The sequence below is a fragment of the Streptomyces sp. JLYT201 genome, from assembly GCF_059448825.1.
The window spans coordinates 8810842-8827258 of record NZ_CM182551.1; the positions used below are offsets into that span (position 1 = coordinate 8810842).

The 16417-nt window shown below is 71.6% G+C and carries 14 protein-coding genes; 4 read left to right on the forward strand and 10 right to left on the reverse strand.

The features are described from left to right. Positions 1-13: 13 nt before the first annotated feature. Positions 14-1435 (reverse strand): MFS transporter, encoded by a 1422-nt coding sequence (locus AC5WAM_RS37580; RefSeq protein WP_495520329.1) that lies wholly within the window; start codon positions 1433-1435, stop codon positions 14-16. 221 nt (positions 1436-1656) lie between these two features. After that, positions 1657-2925, reverse strand: a complete 1269-nt coding sequence (locus tag AC5WAM_RS37585; RefSeq protein ID WP_495520330.1) for an MFS transporter — start codon at positions 2923-2925, stop codon at positions 1657-1659. A 47-nt stretch (positions 2926-2972) separates the two neighbouring features. Here AC5WAM_RS37585 and pdxR point away from each other — a divergent pair, with 47 nt between their 5' ends. Next, entirely contained in the window at positions 2973-4406 is a 1434-nt protein-coding gene (gene pdxR / locus AC5WAM_RS37590) for a MocR-like pyridoxine biosynthesis transcription factor PdxR (RefSeq protein WP_495520331.1), read from the forward strand. Between the two features lie 152 nt (positions 4407-4558). Continuing rightward, positions 4559-4684, forward strand: coding sequence for a hypothetical protein (locus AC5WAM_RS37595; protein WP_495520332.1), 126 nt, complete (start codon positions 4559-4561; stop codon positions 4682-4684). Positions 4685-4705: 21 nt separating this feature from the next. Here the strand turns inward: AC5WAM_RS37595 and AC5WAM_RS37600 are convergent, their stop codons facing one another. Beyond that, the gene (locus AC5WAM_RS37600) at positions 4706-4882 is read right to left on the reverse strand and encodes a hypothetical protein (protein WP_495520333.1); all 177 of its coding nucleotides are present in this window, start codon (positions 4880-4882) and stop codon (positions 4706-4708) included. A gap of 634 nt (positions 4883-5516) precedes the next feature. Here AC5WAM_RS37600 and AC5WAM_RS37605 point away from each other — a divergent pair. Both AC5WAM_RS37605 and AC5WAM_RS37610 read left to right on the forward strand, forming a co-directional pair. Then, entirely contained in the window at positions 5517-5768 is a 252-nt protein-coding gene (locus AC5WAM_RS37605) for a hypothetical protein (protein WP_495520334.1), read from the forward strand. A gap of 8 nt (positions 5769-5776) precedes the next feature. After that, positions 5777-6274, forward strand: coding sequence for a hypothetical protein (locus tag AC5WAM_RS37610; protein WP_495520335.1), 498 nt, complete (start codon positions 5777-5779; stop codon positions 6272-6274). Between the two features lie 7 nt (positions 6275-6281). Here AC5WAM_RS37610 and AC5WAM_RS37615 read toward each other — a convergent pair whose 3' ends face one another. The 7 genes from AC5WAM_RS37615 to AC5WAM_RS37645 form a co-directional block, all read right to left on the reverse strand. Continuing rightward, positions 6282-7223, reverse strand: a complete 942-nt coding sequence (locus AC5WAM_RS37615) for a C40 family peptidase (RefSeq protein WP_495520336.1) — start codon at positions 7221-7223, stop codon at positions 6282-6284. 7 nt (positions 7224-7230) lie between these two features. Then, a complete protein-coding gene (locus tag AC5WAM_RS37620) occupies positions 7231-8274 on the reverse strand; it encodes a replication-relaxation family protein (RefSeq protein WP_495520337.1) in 1044 nt (347 codons plus the stop codon). 43 nt (positions 8275-8317) lie between these two features. Beyond that, positions 8318-10786 carry a type IV secretory system conjugative DNA transfer family protein gene (locus tag AC5WAM_RS37625; RefSeq protein WP_495520338.1) on the reverse strand — a complete coding sequence of 823 codons (2469 nt, stop codon included), beginning with the start codon at positions 10784-10786 and terminating at the stop codon, positions 8318-8320. Positions 10787-10797: 11 nt separating this feature from the next. Further along, entirely contained in the window at positions 10798-12714 is a 1917-nt protein-coding gene (locus AC5WAM_RS37630; protein ID WP_495520339.1) for a VirB4 family type IV secretion system protein, read from the reverse strand. Continuing rightward, complete coding sequence (locus AC5WAM_RS37635; protein ID WP_495520340.1) at positions 12701-13804, reverse strand: PrgI family protein; 1104 nt, start codon at positions 13802-13804, stop codon at positions 12701-12703. The genes AC5WAM_RS37630 and AC5WAM_RS37635 overlap by 14 nt, the downstream gene beginning before the upstream one ends. Further along, positions 13801-15312 carry a TrbL/VirB6 family protein gene (locus tag AC5WAM_RS37640; protein ID WP_495520341.1) on the reverse strand — a complete coding sequence of 504 codons (1512 nt, stop codon included), beginning with the start codon at positions 15310-15312 and terminating at the stop codon, positions 13801-13803. Before AC5WAM_RS37640 ends, AC5WAM_RS37635 begins: the two co-directional genes overlap by 4 nt. A gap of 245 nt (positions 15313-15557) precedes the next feature. Further along, positions 15558-15845, reverse strand: coding sequence for a pilin (locus tag AC5WAM_RS37645; RefSeq protein WP_495520342.1), 288 nt, complete (start codon positions 15843-15845; stop codon positions 15558-15560). Positions 15846-16417: the final 572 nt, after the last annotated feature.

The window sequence follows — 16417 nt, forward strand, 5'->3', positions numbered from 1 at the left end:
CTGTGAGCCTGTCTCAGGGTGTCTGTGGCGGCTGCGGAGGGCGCTGTCGGTGCAGCAGGAGGTACGCGCAGATCACGGCTGTCGCCGCGAGGGCGGCGCAGGCGGTGAAGGCAGCGCGGTGGCCCGAGGCGGGATCGCTCGCGGTCGCGTAGGAGGCGGCGACCGAGGAGGCCACGGCCACGCCGAAGGCGCCGCCGATCTGGAAGGAGGCGGTGCTCATGCCGGATGCCACACCGGAGTCCCGTTCCCCCACACCACTGAGTGCGGCGGCGGTCCCGGCCACCGCGCACGCACCGAGGCCGGGGCCGAACAGGAGAAGGCCGGGGAGCAGGTCGCGTACGAACGAACCGTTGGCCGGCACCGAACTGAGCAGGGCGCAGGCGCATTCGATGAGGGTGAGGCCGCCCATGGCCACTGCTCGTGTGCCGAGGCGGGAGACGAGGGCCTGGCCCGCGTACGCTCCGGCGGCGGCCAGGGCGGGCAGGGGCACGGTGGTCAGGCCAGAGCGCAGCGCGGACCGGCCCACAGGACCCTGCCCGTACTGGGCGATGGTGTAGGGCGCGCCGAAGGCGCAGGAGCCGAGGAGGAACATGACGGTGTTGCCTCCGGTGACCGTGCCGGTGCGGAGCAGGCGAGGCGGGACGAGGGGTGCTGTCACCCGGTGCTCGACGTAGCCGAACAGGGTGGCGAGCAGTGCGGCGGTGATGAGCAGCCCGATGGTCTGCGGGCTGAGCCAGCCGGTGCTGGGGGCCCGTTCCACGGCGTATACGCAGGCCACCATGGCCGCGGTCGCGGTGACCGCGCCGACCGTGTCGAGGGCGCGGGGCCGGCGGGACGCGTGGCTTTCCCGCAGGAGCAGCGGGCCGAGGGCCACCATCACGGCGGCGACGGGCACGTTGAGGAAGAAGACCCATGGCCAGCCGAGGAAGTCGGTCACCGGTCCGCCGACGAGCAGCGCGGCCGTGCCGCCGAAGCCGCCGCTTCCCGACCAGAAGGCGAGCGCTCTGTTGCGCTCCGGCCCCTCTGGGAAGGTGTTCATCAGGATGGAGAGCGCGGTCGGTGCGAGCACGGCTGCCGACACGCCCTGCGCGACGCGTGCCGCCACCAGGACACCGAGCGACCAGGAGAGCCCGCACAGCAGCGAGGACAGAAGGAACAGCAGGCTTCCGGCCACGAAGACGCGCCGCCGTCCCAGCAGGTCTGCGGTACGGCCGCCGAGCAGCATCAGGCCGCCGAAGCTCAGCAGGTATGCGGCCATGACCCATTCCTCACGCCCGTCCGTCACACCGAGGTCCTCGGCGATGGTCGGCAGGGCGAGGATGACGATCTGCGCGTCGAGGATCACCATGAACCCCGCGAGGCAGAGCAGGCCCAGGGCCTGCCAGCGTCTCGGATCGGGGGTAGGGGCCGGGTTGCTCTTGAGCGCGTCTGACATGGGAGTTCCTCAGGTACATGGCCTTGCCGACCGCGGTCTGCCAGGTCGTGGGTGACGGGAGATCTCGCGTAGGAGCGCGGCCGCGACGAGCTGTGCGAGCCGGTCGCCATGGAGTACACCGGCCGCAGGCGCTGGCGTGCACGGCGACACCCGCGGCAGGTATGAGCGATCACCGTCCAGCGGAATGGGCCGCCACTCTTGGAGAGGCACGGCGGATGCCATCACAGGTCACTCCTTGTGGCGGAACGTGACGGGGTTCGCGAAGTCGTGCGGCAGCCGCCTCTTTGGCGGGTGTCCAGGGTGTCCCTCACCCAGATCGTCAGTCCCGCGGCCGTGAACGCGGCGCCGACCGCCGCGACCGCGTGCCAGCCGCCTGCGCGGTAGGCGGCCGTCCCCGCGGCGGAACCCACCACGCCGCCCAGGGTGTAGCCGGTCATGTAGGCCGACGCGATCCGCGCGCGGGCGCCGTCGACAAGTCTGTAGACCACACTCAGGTTCAACAGGTGGGTTCCGTGGACGGCGATGTCCATCGCCAGGACGCCGATGACGAGCCAGGCCAGATACCGGTCGCCCGCGGCGACGGCCGCGAACGAGGCGGTGCCGAGCAGGAGCAGCGCCCCGGTCGCTCCCCGCTGACGGCCGCGGTCGGCGAACCGGCCCGCCCCGCGCGCCGCGAGCGCGCCCGCGGCACCGAGCAGGGCGAACCCTCCGATCTCCGCCTCTGTGTAGTGGTAGGGCGGTCCCGCCAGCAAGAACGCCGCCGTCGCCCAGAAGAGGCCGAAGCTCGCGAAGACACAGGCGCCGATCAGCGAGCGCCGCCGCAGCACGGGTTCGTCCGCCACCAGGCGGACGGTCGCCCGCAACTGCGCCCCGTAACCGAGCGCCGCCTCGGGCGGTGCGGGCGGCAGAGCGCGGGCGAGCGCGCCCGCCAGCACCAAGGTGACCAGGGCCGCGATCCAGAACAGGCCCCGCCAGCCCACGGCTTGAGCCGCGAGACCGGCGACCGTCCGGGACAGCAGCACGCCCGCCATGCCGCCGCTCAGTACGGTCGCGATCACCCGGCCACGCTCGTGGTCGGGCGCGAGCGTGGCCGCGTAGGGCACCAGGACATTGACCACGCCCGCGCTCGCCAGGCCGATCAGCGCGCCCGCGGCGAGCAGCACCCCCATCGTCGGCGCCACAGCGGTGGCCACCAGGGCAGCGGCCTCAGTGAGCAGCAGCACGCACACCAGGGGGCGGCGGCGGACGATGTCGCCGAGCGGCACGACCAGGAGCAGGGCCAGCAGGTAGCCGACCTGCCCGGCCGTGACCAGCTGTCCCACGGAAGAGCCCGCGCCGAGGGAGTGCCCGATGCGGGGCAACAGCGGCTGGCAGTAGTAGAGGTTGGCGATGGTCAGGCCGTACGCCGCGGCGAGCAGCCAGACCAGCCGTCGCCCAGGACCCAGTGGCGCGCCGGGAAGGCGCTGCCCGTTCGTTTCTCGGGTGCTCACGTTCATGACGCTACTTCGCCATTGGGCCACTGCTAAGGTCCACTTTCATGAAGGAATCCTGGCCCATTCCTGGTGTCGATCTTCATCTGGAGATCGACCCGGCGCTCGGCCGCCAGTCCGGTCTGGAGCAGGCCCTGCGGGCGGCCGTCCGCTCCGGCCGTCTGGCCCCGGGGACCCGGCTGCCCGCCACCCGCAGGCTCGCATCCGACCTCGGCCTGTCCCGGGGAACCGTCCGGGGGGCGTACGACCAGCTCGTCGCCGAGGGCTACCTCACCGCCAGCCAGGGCTCCGGGACGGTGGTGGCCCAATTGCCCCACCTGCCGGCCGACGCTCCCGGCGCGCCGCCCGCCCCGGCACGGGAGGAAGACCGGCACGACCTGCGGCCGGGCCGCCCGGACGTCTCCGCCTTCCCGGTATCGGCGTGGCTGCGCTCCGCCCGGCGCGCGCTCGCCGCCGCACCGGCTCGGACCTACGCCTACGGCGACCCGCGCGGCCAGTTCGAGCTGCGCACCGCCGTCGCCGCCTACCTGGGCCGCGCCCGCGGAGTGCTCGCGCATCCCGACCGAATCGTGATCACCAACGGCTACGTACAGGCCCTCGCCCTGATCACCCGCGTGTTCGCGCAGCACGGGCCGGCGGCCATCGCGATGGAGGACCCGGGCGTCGCATTCCACCGGGAAGTGGTCCGCCGGGCCGGAGCGGGCGTCGTCCCCCTGCCGGTCGACGACCACGGCGCGCGCACCGACCTCCTGGCCACCCTCCCGTCCGTCGGCGCGGTGGAAGTCACCCCGGCGCATCAGTACCCCACCGGACACACCCTGCACCCGGCACGACGGCGCGAACTGGTGGCCTGGGCCCGCTCGACGGGCGGCCTGGTCATCGAGAACGACTACGACGGCGAGTTCCGCTACGACCGCCAACCGGTCGGAGCCATCCAGGGCACCGCCCCCGAACAGGTCGCCTACGTCGGCACCGTCTCCAAGACCCTCAGCCCGGCCCTGCGCCTGGGCTGGGTGGTCCCGCCCCGCCGCCTGCTGACACCGCTCATCGAAGCCAAGCAGTACGACGACCACCACACCGAAACCCTCGGACAGCTCACCCTGGCCGACTTCATCACCAGCCACGCCTACGACCGGCACATCCGCACCAGCCGACTGCGCTACCAGCGCCGCCGCGACCAGCTCCTGGACCGGCTACGGACCCTGCCCGGCCCTTCGGCCACCCGCCCCGCCGTCCACGGCATCGCCGCCGGACTGCACATTCTGCTCAGCCTCCCGGCCCAAGGCCCCACCGAGGAGGACGTCCTGGCCGCCGCCACAGCCCACGCCCTGCGCGTAGGACAGCTCAGCGAACGCTGGCACGCACCCGGAAACCACCCCCAGGGCGTCATCATCGGCTACGGGACACCGAGCGAACACGCCTACCCAGCCGCGCTCGACGCCCTCACCAACACCATCTGCTCCGCGTACCAGGCCGGGTGAACCCCGCGCGTCGGCGGGTTCGGCCGTGCCCCCGCGGAACAGACTCCGGGCGCCTGCCGGCCCCTGAACACGAGGAGTTGCCCCATGAGCGATGTGTCCACCAACGAGGGCCTGGCCGCCACCTGCGGCCGGTCGGCGGCCAACGTCCCGTCGTGGATCTCGACAAGCGGCGCGTGACCCTCGCCCGCCGCGCCGAAGGCCAGTTCACCCGCGAGATCGTTACCGCCGTCAAGGTGTCCGTCGGCGTCGTGCGCAACACCCTCAACCCCACCCCGTAGAGCCCACTTCCTACCGGCGGGTTACTTGTTCCCCGGTGTCTGCGCTATGACTTCGAGCATGTTGGCGTCGGCGTAGGCCGCGCCGGGCATCGCCAGCAGGCCCGCCGCCGCGAGCAGGAACGCGGCGAGCAGGGCGGCCAGGCGGCTGCGCAGGCCGTGCCGGGACGGGCGTCGCCCGGCAGGGGTGAATGGGGACATGGCTGGTGCCTCCTTCACGGACGGGCGCCGTGCCGCAGCCGGTGTCGGCAGGGGGCGGGGCGCAGCGCCACGGCGGCCCGCCGTGTCCGGCGGGCTCAGCTGCTCTCCCCTGTGACGGGTCCGGTCACCGCACCACGACGGGGTCCAGGCCGCGGGGTGGCTTCGGAACGTGGTCCGCCGGTTGAGAACGGGGCCTACCGTCCCACCCTCCTCGCGGGCGGGGCTATCACCCACACGGGGCAGCGGCATAGGACACCTGCGCCTGCCGCAGGCCACTGCCCGGCCACACGGACACGGGCGCATACGCCCCGCAGTCGCGGCCACCGCCCCGTGAACGGCGTAGCGCACTTGCCGGAACACCGGCGCCTCCGCCAGAAGAGGCGCTGTGCTGACACCACTGGGGGTGTGTCCCGGCGTCTCAACATCAACTCCCCCCATGCTCGTTGAGCGCCACAGATCAAGGGGAGCAAGCACAGCAGGTCAGAGATACGCAAGACATGCCTTAACCGCCTACTTGAGCAGTTGTCGAACTGTGTAAAGGCCAGGACAATCCCGGGCTGAGGCAGCTGGACCCGTCTCGAAGATGCTCTGGGCTCTCCGATGCGGGAGACGGCCCGTCCTGGAGGTGCAAGTGGTGGAGATCGACCTGAGCAGGGCACGCGAGACCGTGCGGGAACTCGCCGAGCGGCTCGAGGCGCTCGACGGAGCGGTCCCGGACGGCGCGCCCACCCGCGCCGGGCAGCGTGAGCGTAGCGAGGTGAGCCGGAGCCTGCAGTACATGGCTCACCTCGGCAACAGGGCCTCCGTGGAGATCATGGACGTCTTCTGCGCGTACCGGGAATGGGACCAGCCAGGCCGGCGGGGCGATGAGCCGACGGGGGAGTGAGTCGGCCGGTGCGCCAGGACACCGAGGCTGATCTGCGCCGTGTGGCGGACCGACTGGAGCACGCCATTCGTGAGCGGGAGTGCCCGGCGATCGTGGCGTTGCGAGGCGATCGTTCCGTGGTGATGTCCGACTACGACTACCTGCGTGACGAGGCGACGGCCGCGGAGTTCGAACACCGCGCTGCCCAGAAGGCACTGGAGATCCGCGCAGGCCGCTTCGCCTTCGTGGTCCCGCAGGTGTGGCTCTTCGGCCCGGACGTCGTGTTCGGGCGTGCGGTTTCCAATCTGCCGTTGAGGGAGGGGGAGCAGGAGGTCGTCGCCTGGATCACCTATGACGCGGACGACGGGGTGGACTACGGCTACCTCCCTTACACCCGCCGCCCGAACGGTGAGCCCGTCTTCGGCGACCACGAGCTGATCACGGTCCCAGTGCAGCCGTACGACGCGTACCCGGGCCGGGGCCTGCTGCGCGCCCTGACTCAGGACTCTGGCGGGCCGACACCCTGACCAGGGTTCAGCCGGGCCGTGTGGCTCCGGCGTAGTGGTCGCCCGCGTAGCGGTAGGGCGAGATCTGGATGAGCGCGCCTCTACGCGGGGCATGGATCATTTGGCCCTTCCCGATGTACAGGCCGACGTGTCCGATGGCGTCGGCGCGACCGTAGAACACCAGGTCCCCGGGCTCGAGTCGTTGCTTCGTGGGTACGCGCGGCCCCGTCGTGAACTGGCGCTCGGCGGTGCGCGGCAGGGGTACGCCCGCCGCGGCGTACGCGGCCTTCGTGAGGCCCGAGCAGTCGAAGCCGGGGTCTCCGGCGGCGGGGCCATCGCCGCCCCAGGCGTAGGGGAGGCCGAGCTGCTGCCGGGCGTAGTTGATCGCCCTTGAAGCCGCGGTGCCGGGAGGAGCGGTAGGAGCAGCCCTGGACGGCCGGGTGCTGCGGTAGACCTGCGCCTGGTTCAGGACCTGCGAGACGTACCAGTCCGCGTGGTTGTAGGTGAACACCGCTCGGTGGAGGTCTCGGCCGCGCCTGGCGCCGGAGTCACAGAGGTAGGCCGCGGCCGAGTGGATCGCGTCGTGCGGGTTGTACGGCGAGGGCGGCCGTGCGCCACCTGGTGGTGGCGGGTGTCGGGCGGTGACCTGGTTGAAGGTGGGGGTGAGGAACTGCATGGGGCCGCGCGCTCCCGCGTAGTTGGAGCCGCTGCGGACGCCGGGCAGCGGGCTGCGGCCGTGATCGGTCTCGATCTTGCCGATGGCGGCCAGCACGGACCAGTCGAGACCGGGGCAGGTCGTCGCAGCCCTGCGGTAGAGCACGAGGTAGTCGGCGGGGATGTTGGAGAGCGCGATGCTGCTGGGACGACTCGCGCCTCCAGCGAGCGAGGAGAACAGGCTGCTGGCCCCCGCTGCGGCTGCCGCGAGCAGGAGGAGCAGAGCTGCGGCGGCCGCGCCGACGGCCTTGAGCATGGCGGGGTCACCTTCCTTGTGAGGCGCGGCGGGGGAGCGGTGCCTGTGGTGGTGGGGCGGCCGCCAGGGACCCGGCCGTCCGGTCGGCGGAAGCGGTGCTCACCACGGTCTCCGTGAGCGGAGGCAGATGCGGCCACGCGGCGGTCAACTCGATCAGCCGGAGCCGCCGTTGAGAATGACCGGCCCCTTCAAGGGGAAGCCAGCGCGCTTGCGCCGGATCGCTCCCGACCGATTCGGTGATGAAGTTCGCGCTGCTGGTGGCCACAGGTACGCGGAGCGGATCGTCGAGCGCGGCGCGTGCCTCGGTGAGGGCTCGGCGCACCTGGGCCTCGCGATGGGCGTTCGGCGTCCACAGGAGCACAGGCGTCGTGAGCCCCGTGGCCTCAGCGAGCTTGGCGTAGTCGGCGAGCTTGGCACCGACGCGGTCGGCTGGGCGTTCCGTGCCGCAGTCGTACTCCAGGAACCATTCGAGCTGCCCGCTCGGCTCGCGCCAGCGACCGTACGCGTCGGGGCGTACGAGGTCGCCGAAGTGACGGTGGCAGCGCGTCTCTGACCACCAGGTGGAAAGGCGGCCCTGGGTGTCGGCCCGGCGTGAGTGGGCGACGAGCGCGGTGAAGACGCCGTTGGTGCCGACCGTGTGGGCCAGGCGCAGGGAGTAGGCGATGCCCATCGCCCGTTCGTGCCGATAGCCCAAGTCGCGCGTCTCCAAGCCCTCTTCACGTGCGACGACGGCGGCGCCGGCGACATCGAGGACGTAGTGCATGGGGGCGGAGCCGTAGGTGATGAAGGGCTGGAAGCGGTCAAGTACGCGCCACCTGTACAGCTGGAGCAGACGTATGTTCGCCGCGCGCGTCGACGGCCAGGCGAGCTCGGCGAGCTGGTTCGTGGTGAGGACCTTGTGCTCGTACAGCATCCGGGCTATCCAGCGGTCGCGTGGGGTGAGGCGGTACGCGAGGCGGGCGAGGTATTCGCCCGAGGCGACGGTGCGGCCGCTCAGCCGCTTGGGGCGGTGGCCGCGCAGGGCCCGTTGTGAGGTGGGATTGGTGATCACGGGATTTTGCCTCCGTTGAGGTCGGGCGGTGCGGACGCAGGTGTCATGGCGTGCGGCGCGGGTCGACCGCTGTCGGTCCCGGCTTGTGGAGAGAAGGCCGTGCCGCTGCTGGCCGCGCGTTGTGGCGTGCGGCGCCGCGGATCCGTCGGGCGCGGCCGGGGACCGGGGGCGGGAGCTTCTCGGTGGCCACGGTGAAGGCCGGGGCTTCGGCGCCGTGCAGGACCGGGCGGACCGCCGCATGGAAGGCGCCCAGGTTGGAGAGGTCGTGTGCGGTCAGGCGCGGCTCGGTGTGCCGCGCGAGGTGGCGGGCGTCCTCCGGGGAAGCGTTGAAGAAGATCTTGGTACGGGCGTTGGCGCTGACCCCTTCTTCGAGTTCCTTGGGGAGTTGGCGCAGGTACTGGTGGGCCAGTGTCATCGACAGCCGGTAGCCGCGGGCCTCGGCGAGCATGTCCTCCAAGGCGTAGGGCAGGTTGAGGAAGTGGTGTGCCTCGTCCACGTAGAGCGAGGCGTCGTGCCGGCTGCCCTGAGGGACGCGGGCCCGGTGTGTGGTGGCCTGCCAGGTGCGCGCGACGACGACCGAGCCGACGAGGTGGGCGGTCTCGGCTCCCAGCCGGTCCCGGGCGATACGGACCAGGCAGATCCCGCCGTCGTCGAGGACCTGGTCCATGTCGACGCTCGACGCCCCACCTGCCAGCGCCTCACGCACGAACGGGCGCAGCAGGAGGCCGCGCAGCTTGTTCATCAGCGGAGCCGTCACGTGGGCGCGCGCGGTCACGGACAGGTCCTCGTACCAGGACCAGAAGCCGCGGAGCACGGGGTCGTTGATCTGGCGCACCGCGCGCTGCCGGTATGCCGGGACGGACAGCAGGGTGGGCAGGTCGGCCAGGGAGGGTGCGCTGGACAGGACGCGGAGGGTGAGCAGCCCGGCACGGAGGATGTCGTCGGTTCGCGGGCCCCAGGACGAGGCGTAGACCCGGGAGAAGATCGAGACCAGGTTGTCCACGGCCCGCGTAGCGTCCTCACCCTCCAGCGGGTTGAGGACCGGCGGGCGGTGCCTGCTGTTCGCGTCGAAGAGCACGACCTTCTCGCCCAGGTGCTCCGGCAGCCGCATGAGGACGTCCGTGACCAGGTCGCCCTTCGGGTCGATCACCACCTGCCCGCGCCCCGCCTCGGCGTCGGCGAGCACCATGCGTGCCAGCAGTTCGGACTTTCCCGAGCCGGTGGCGCCGAGAACGTGGAGGTGCTGGCGAGCGTCGGCGACTCCCAGGCCGACCGGCCGCACGCCTCCGGCCGTGGTGAGGCCGATGGGTTTGGCCTTCGGGCCAGGCGAGGCGACTCCAGGCGGCGGGGGCACCGCGCGGGCCCCGGCGCGTCGCAGGCCGGGCACGGCGTCGTCCCAGGGGAGATGAGCGAGTGCGGACAGCTCCGGCACGGAGAGGAGATCGCCCTTGCCGAGGCGTCGCTCGGCGAGCCGGGCCAAGGCGCGGCATGGCCGGGTCCGACGGAAGTAGTTGTGCTCGGTGTACGGGGCGTACGCACTCGCGACGGCATGAGCGTGGCCACGCAGCCGGTCGCGGACACGGCCGCGGTCCTTGGCGCTCGCAGATGCGGACACGTGGGCCACGACGGCGTAACGCAGACGGCTCTCGTACGAGGCACCGCGTTGCTTGGCCACGATCGCCCGGCTCTCGGCGGACGCTTCGAGTGCCGCCTGTCGGTCCGGCGACGTCGCCCGGGGACGAGGGCCGGGGAGCACCGCGTCCAGCATGCGGCTGACCGGGCGAGCCGATCCTCCGCGGTGCAGGTGCCGGGCCGCTCGGCGGGCCTTCTGCACGCGGTGTCCCGTGACGGGGCGGGCCAGGATCTGCACCACGGCCTGCTCGCCTTCGCCCAGCCCGGCCGGGGCACCCAGCAGGGCGCGCAGCGGGTCAGCTGGAAAGTCGGAGCGCACGGGCAGTGCCTCGTGGCGGGCAAGCCGCAGTTCGCCCCAGGCCGCTTCGCTGCTCGTGCCGAGCCGCAGCGGGGAACTGGTCGGGCGGGTGCGGGTGAGGGCTCCGGGCCATGCTGCCTCGACCGCCCGTTCCACCATCCCGGGCGGTATCGCCCCCGGTACCCACAGCTGGATACGGACAGCTTCCCGGTGCAGGACGTACTCCCAGGCCAGGTGCGGTTGCCCGGCGAGCAGCCTGCGCCACCTCGGCCGGAGCAGCCCGACGAGGTGGGACCACAAGGCGGCCGCCCCCGTCGGATCGACTGACGGTGGCGGCAGCAGCTCGATGACGCGCGCGCCGTCGACCAGCCTCCGGTGACGCCAGCGGCCCCACTCCCAGCGGACCGCGAGCAGTGCGGTCAGCACGGCGAAGGCCGATGGGACGGCGATCGGGCCCCACGCGATGAGCTTCTCCGAGAGCTGCGCGAGGACGGAGTGCAGGGCGCCGCCCGGGTCACGCAGGTACTCCTGCAGTGGGGCGCCGCGCGCGATCGACACCGGCGCGGTGAGGGATGGGCACATGGCTTCTGCCTCTACAACGAGTCGAGAGTGATCTGGCCGTCGGCGGTCACCTCAAGTTCGGGCGAGGCCACCGCCGGACCGAAGTCGGTATAGGGGGCCGTGGGAGAGTCCGCCGTCTCGTTCGCGGCGTACGCAGCGAGCTCGGCCGGGTCCGAGGTCACCAGATAGTGCTCCGTGGGCGAAGCGATGCTCTGGAAGGCCACTCGCTGCGGGCCCGCGCAGAGCAGCCCCTGGCCCCGGTCGGCCGTCAGGAGGAACTGCCGCTCGCCGTCGGAGAGGTCGAAGGCGTGGGCGATCTCGTCGATGGCCTGAGGCGCCTGGCGCAGCAGGACCTGGGACGCGGCGTTTGCCACCACGGCCTTGCCCAGGTCCGTGGCGAGGACATCGGCGGTGTCCTGGGTGGCCACGGTCAGCCCGGCCCAGTGCTTGCGGCTGGCCTTGGCCATCCGGAACAGGAAGTCGGCACCGGACCGCTCTCGCATCAGCAGCCACGCCTCGTCCACGGCCACCAGGCGAGGGCGGCGTAGCGCAGGGTTGGACACGTGCCGCCATACGGCGTCCAGGGTGAGCAGGGTGCCGATGGCCTTGAGCTCGTCGGCCAGGTCCCGCAGCGAGAAGACCACGAGGTGGCCTTCTGGACGGCTGGTCGACGGACCGTCGAACAGACCGGAGAAGGCGCCGCGGACGAAGGGGTCCAGCCGTACCGCTAATTGAGCCGCCCCGGTGTCCGCGGAGTGTTCGAGTACGTCGACCAAGTCGCCTAGCAAGGGGGCCGGGCAGGTCCACGTCCGAGGGTCCGCCGTGATTCCGGCTTGCTGGTACGTGGTCACGATCGCGCGGTCCAGGACTGCCCGCTCATCGGGTCCGAGCTGCCCGCCGAGCAGCACGCCGATGACGGTGTGCAGGAACAGCGAGCGTCGTACGAGCGTGTCCTTGGGTGCGGTGCGGCGGCCGTCGGGGCGGGTGTGCAGGGGCAGGTCGAAGGGGTTGAGGCGTACGTTCTCGGCACCGAGGTGGACGTAGGAGCCGCCGACGGTATCGGCAAGGCGGGCGTACTCGTCCTCGGGGTCGACCACATGGACCTCGGTGCCGCGGTACAGCGAGCGCAGCAGCTCCAGCTTGACCAGGTAGGACTTGCCCGCGCCGGAGCGGCCGAGGATGACCGAGTTGTGGTTGTCCTGGGCGAAGCGGTCCCAGTGCACGAGCCCCTGGGACCCGATGTTGTACCCGTACAGCACCCCGGACGGCGCGGCGACGGACGTCGGGTCGGCCGGCGGCAGGTCGGGGCTGGTGAAGGGGAAGGCGGCGGCGAGCGCGCTCGTGTCGAACGTGCGACGCAGTTTCAGCAGGTCCAGGCCCATCGGCAGGCAGGTGATCCAGCCCTGGAGGCTGCGGTAGCTGGCGGGCTTGGCGTCCAGCAGGAGACTGGCTGCCAGCGAGCGGACCGACGCCACTTCGTCGGCCAGTTCCTCCTGGGTGCGGGCGTGGACGGTGAGGTAGAGGCCGAGCCGGTAGAGCTTGCCCTCGCCGCGGGCGACGCGGGCGGAGAGGTCGTAGGCGTCCTCGGTGGCCGCTTCGACCTGCGGATCGAGCAGCCGTCCCTTGTCCTGGGTGTAGCGGCGGCCGGACTCCAGGCGGGCCAGCTGCCGCTTGAGCCGGTTGGCCGCGGTCACCGGGTCGATCGGCTCGACGTGCAAGGAGACGTCCACCCGTCCCGGACACGTCAGTAGCGGCTGGAGCCATCCGGGATGGACCTCCCGGGGGTAGCCGGACACGGCGAAGGAAGCTATCCATTCGCTGCCGACTTCGAGGTGCCGAGGGGCCACCACCAGTGCGTCGGGAGCGAAGGAGCCCCCGACCACTCGCGTCGCGTCGAGTCGCTCGTCGGTGGCGGCGGGCGCGGTCAGGCGGCGGTCACGGCGCTTCATACGGCTCGACTCCCTGCGCACGGGTGCCGTCTTCGGCCCAGGTGGCGTCAGCGGTCGTGGCGCTGGAGATGACCTCGTCGGCCCCGGCCAGGGCGGACGACGGCGGGACCAGGCAGTCCGGATTGCAGGCCGCGGTGAGGACGGCGGTGGACTGCCCGGCGTCCAATGCGGTCACGGTGATTCCCATGGGACCGAGTAGTTCGGCGGCCTCGCTCAGGCGACGGAGCAGACGAGCCTCGGCCATACGACGGGCGACCGGCCTCACTGCGGAGGAGCCCCGCTTGACCTTCCAGGGAAGGAGTGGCAAGGCTCTGCCCGGCCCTCCGGAACGATCCGTGGCGTGGACCGGCTCTCGCAGAACCAGCAGTACCTGGCGGCGAAGGAGATCGCTGTCCTGCCCCAACGTCTCGACGAAATCTGCGTGCTCGCGGGCGGCGCTCCCCAGGGCGGGATGCGGCAGGCCCGCGGCGTACTCACGCAACTCGCGGACCTGCGCGGACAGATCGAGGCGTTCGGCCCTGGCGAGGATCTGCACCGGCGCGGTGAGCGAGTGCAGGTAGCGGCCGAAGGCGCTGACGAGGGACTCCTGCTCGGCGGGAGTACGCAGCGCGAAGTTGATCGTGCTGCACACGGCGATCGCCGCGACACCATCCGAGCCGAGGTCGACCACCCCTGTCTCGGATACGGCTTCGGCAGGGAGGCGAAGGAGCGCCGGCGGGGCGGCCGTACGCCCCACACTCTTGCCGGACTCGTCGGTCGCGCGATCGAGGAGCCATGCTGGCGGCGCGTGGACGCCTTCAGGAGCGGAGATCAGGCGACGAGCCTCCAGCCGTTGGCGTAGGGCGGCCAGCGCGAGGCGGTCCAGGGACAGCCCGTCCCGGGTGCCGAGGGCGAGCAGCAGAGCTGTGCCGCTGACAGGAAGGGCCACGAGGAAGAAGACCGGCAGCGGCAGCAGATCCTTGGTGAGCGACCAGAAGCCGTAGAGAGCGGTGCCGGTGATGGCGAGGATGAGCAGCTGGTGGGCGTTGAGGTTCGCAAGGACGGTGTCCTCGCGCTCGACGTCCGCGGGGATGCGTACCGGTCGGGTCATCGGTGATCACCTCGTGGACGGGGTGGGGCGGTTCGCGGAGGTGTTCTGCCGCCGGGCGGGGGCGCGCGGAACGTGGTGGGTGCGGGCGGGCGAGCAGCCGGGCGAGGGCGGGAGGGCGGCGGCTGAGGCCACGGTTCCTGGAACAGCGGCACAGTCGGGGCCTGCGCGGGGCGGGACAGCGGTCGCGTGGCTGCCGTCGAGGGGGGAGCCGGAGGTCGGAATGCCGGAACCGTGGGCGCGGGAGGGGGCGGCGCAGGCGCGGGAGGCATTCCCGGCTGCCCACCTGGTGCTAGGAAGACGGGCATGGGCGGAGGGCCAGGGGCACGCCCCACGGCGGGCCCGTGCCCGGGCGCGGCCTGGCCAGGTGAAGGCTGGTTGGGTGTGAGGAACAACGGCGGTCCTGGCGGCCGCAGCGGCCCCGCTGGGACTCGACCGCCTCGCTGGGGAGCCCCCGCAGCGCCCTGTCGCGGACGTACAGCCGGTGCTGCTGGCGCTACGGCCCGCCGGTTCCGAGCGGCGCCGCCAGGCCCTCCCCGGCCACCCCGACCGGCATGGCCAGCGGCTGCCCGTCCGGGCCTGCCGCGCAGCAGCCCGAACGTCTTGTACATGACCACGGCGCGGACAACCCGCCCGGCGAACGACCTCCCGTGGCCGACCCGCACCGAACTCAGGATCCAGAAGGGGATCTTGAAAAGGATGTACATCAGCGCCAGCGAGACGAGGACACTGACCAGGTCGCTCTGCTCGCGGCCGAACGGACTGAAGTTCCCCGGCGTCAGGAACACCCGTATCCCCACCACCAGAGCCATCGACTGGGCGACCTGAATCGCCAGGAGCCCGGCGAAGGCCCGCCACCACCAGCGGGCGACGCCGTCCGTCTGCGGAAGGGCGTGGCACATCAGCGCCAGCGGGGCACCGGCGATCAGGAGAATCGTCAGGGCGACCCGCACGATGTACGACACCAGCAGCGCCACTAGGACGACGGCGATCACGCCGAGCATCAGGATGATGAAGATGCTGCTGTCGGACGCGAAGCTGCTGAGGACGAAGTCCTGCAGCGCCGTGCCCGCGGCGTCCTCGTCGAGACCGGGCCCCAGCACGGCCATGGACAGGGCGTTGGCCAGCTCCACGGCCTTGGTGGCCAGGGAGAGGGACAGCGCGGCGGCGAGGAATCCCAGCGGGATCCGAGGCCCCAACTCGCGGAGCGAATAGCGGGTCTGAACGGTTTGGTGCCCCATCAGCAGGACTCCGGCCACCATGACCAGCAGCCCGTACGAGGCGAGCGTGATCTGCCAGGAGTCTGCCCACAGATCACCGACTCGGGGCACGGAGTCTGGCGTGGGGGTGGTGAGCAGCGTGTCGCCGATGAGCTTCAAGAGAGGGTTGAGGGCGGCGCTCACGAGCCCCTTGAAGAAGGCGTTGATGGCCGCGGTGACGCCTTTCGCGACCCAGTCGACGATGCCCGTGGGCGCCTGATCCGCCACCGCCGCCGTCACCTCCTCCGGCACGGCAGCGGGCGTGAGCGGAGCGGTATCGGCCTGCGGAGCGCAGGCGTCGGGCGCACACGGCGATGGCTCGGCGACCGGCGCTGCCACGGACACCGAGGAGCTGATGGCGCTGGCCCGCTCTGACGAAGAATCGGCTCCCTGCGCGTGTAGAACCACCAGCGCGACCAGCAGGACGCAGGCGACCGCAGCCCGCCTTCGCCACGGGCGGCGCGACCGATGGGCTGTGACACTGAAGACCATGGGTCTCACGCCCCGACGATCCCTTTGAGGATTTCCACGACGAGGGGCGCGAGCGCGGCGAGCCCGTAGCCCCAACCCGCGCTCTTGAACGCGGTCTTCGCCCTTTGCACTTCACCCGGGTCGCCGCCGGCCATGAGGTAGACGACGCCCCCGATGGTCAGGAAGACGGTGGCGAGACCGGCGAGCACCCCCATGATCCAGTTGCGGATGTTGTCGAGCACCTCGTTGACGGACTTGGCCAGGGCCAGGACGCCCCCACCATCCACCGCGTGCGCCGAGGAGGCACTGAGCACGGACACTGCAGTGCACAGCGCGAGGAGCAGCGCCCACCGGGGAACGCGGCGTCCGTCCCGCCTGATGCACGGGCGGGACTGGGGAAGGTGGGTCGATGGACGGTGCCGGCGCCACTTCCGTGCTGGGCTGGAAGGCTTCTCGTGCATCTCAGGCATCTCCAACGGTGCGGGCAGGCATGGAGGTTTGTGTGGGAGTTCCTGCACCCGAAGAGACCGGCTCAGGTGGCACCTTTGGACAACCGGCCGAGGGTGGTACGGAGAGTGACGATCGAGGCGCCCGGCGACGACGCCGACTTGGAGTCGCCGAGCGAGGGAGATTCACCGGCGCTGTACGCGCTACGGGGCCCTCCGAGTCGGCAGTCCGGAATCCGTCCTGCAGGAACGCGACCAGTCGGTGTTCCGCCCGACGCCGGGTCTTGTAGACGGACGCCAGGGTGAGGCTGTGCTCCCCGGCCCAGTCGCTGACGGACTGCTCGTCCAGCCGCGTACTGCCGATCAGGTCCGCCTCGGTCCGGCTCAGGACTCCCGCGTGGACCGCGCTCGCCAGCACGAGGTCGGGATGGCCCCAGGGC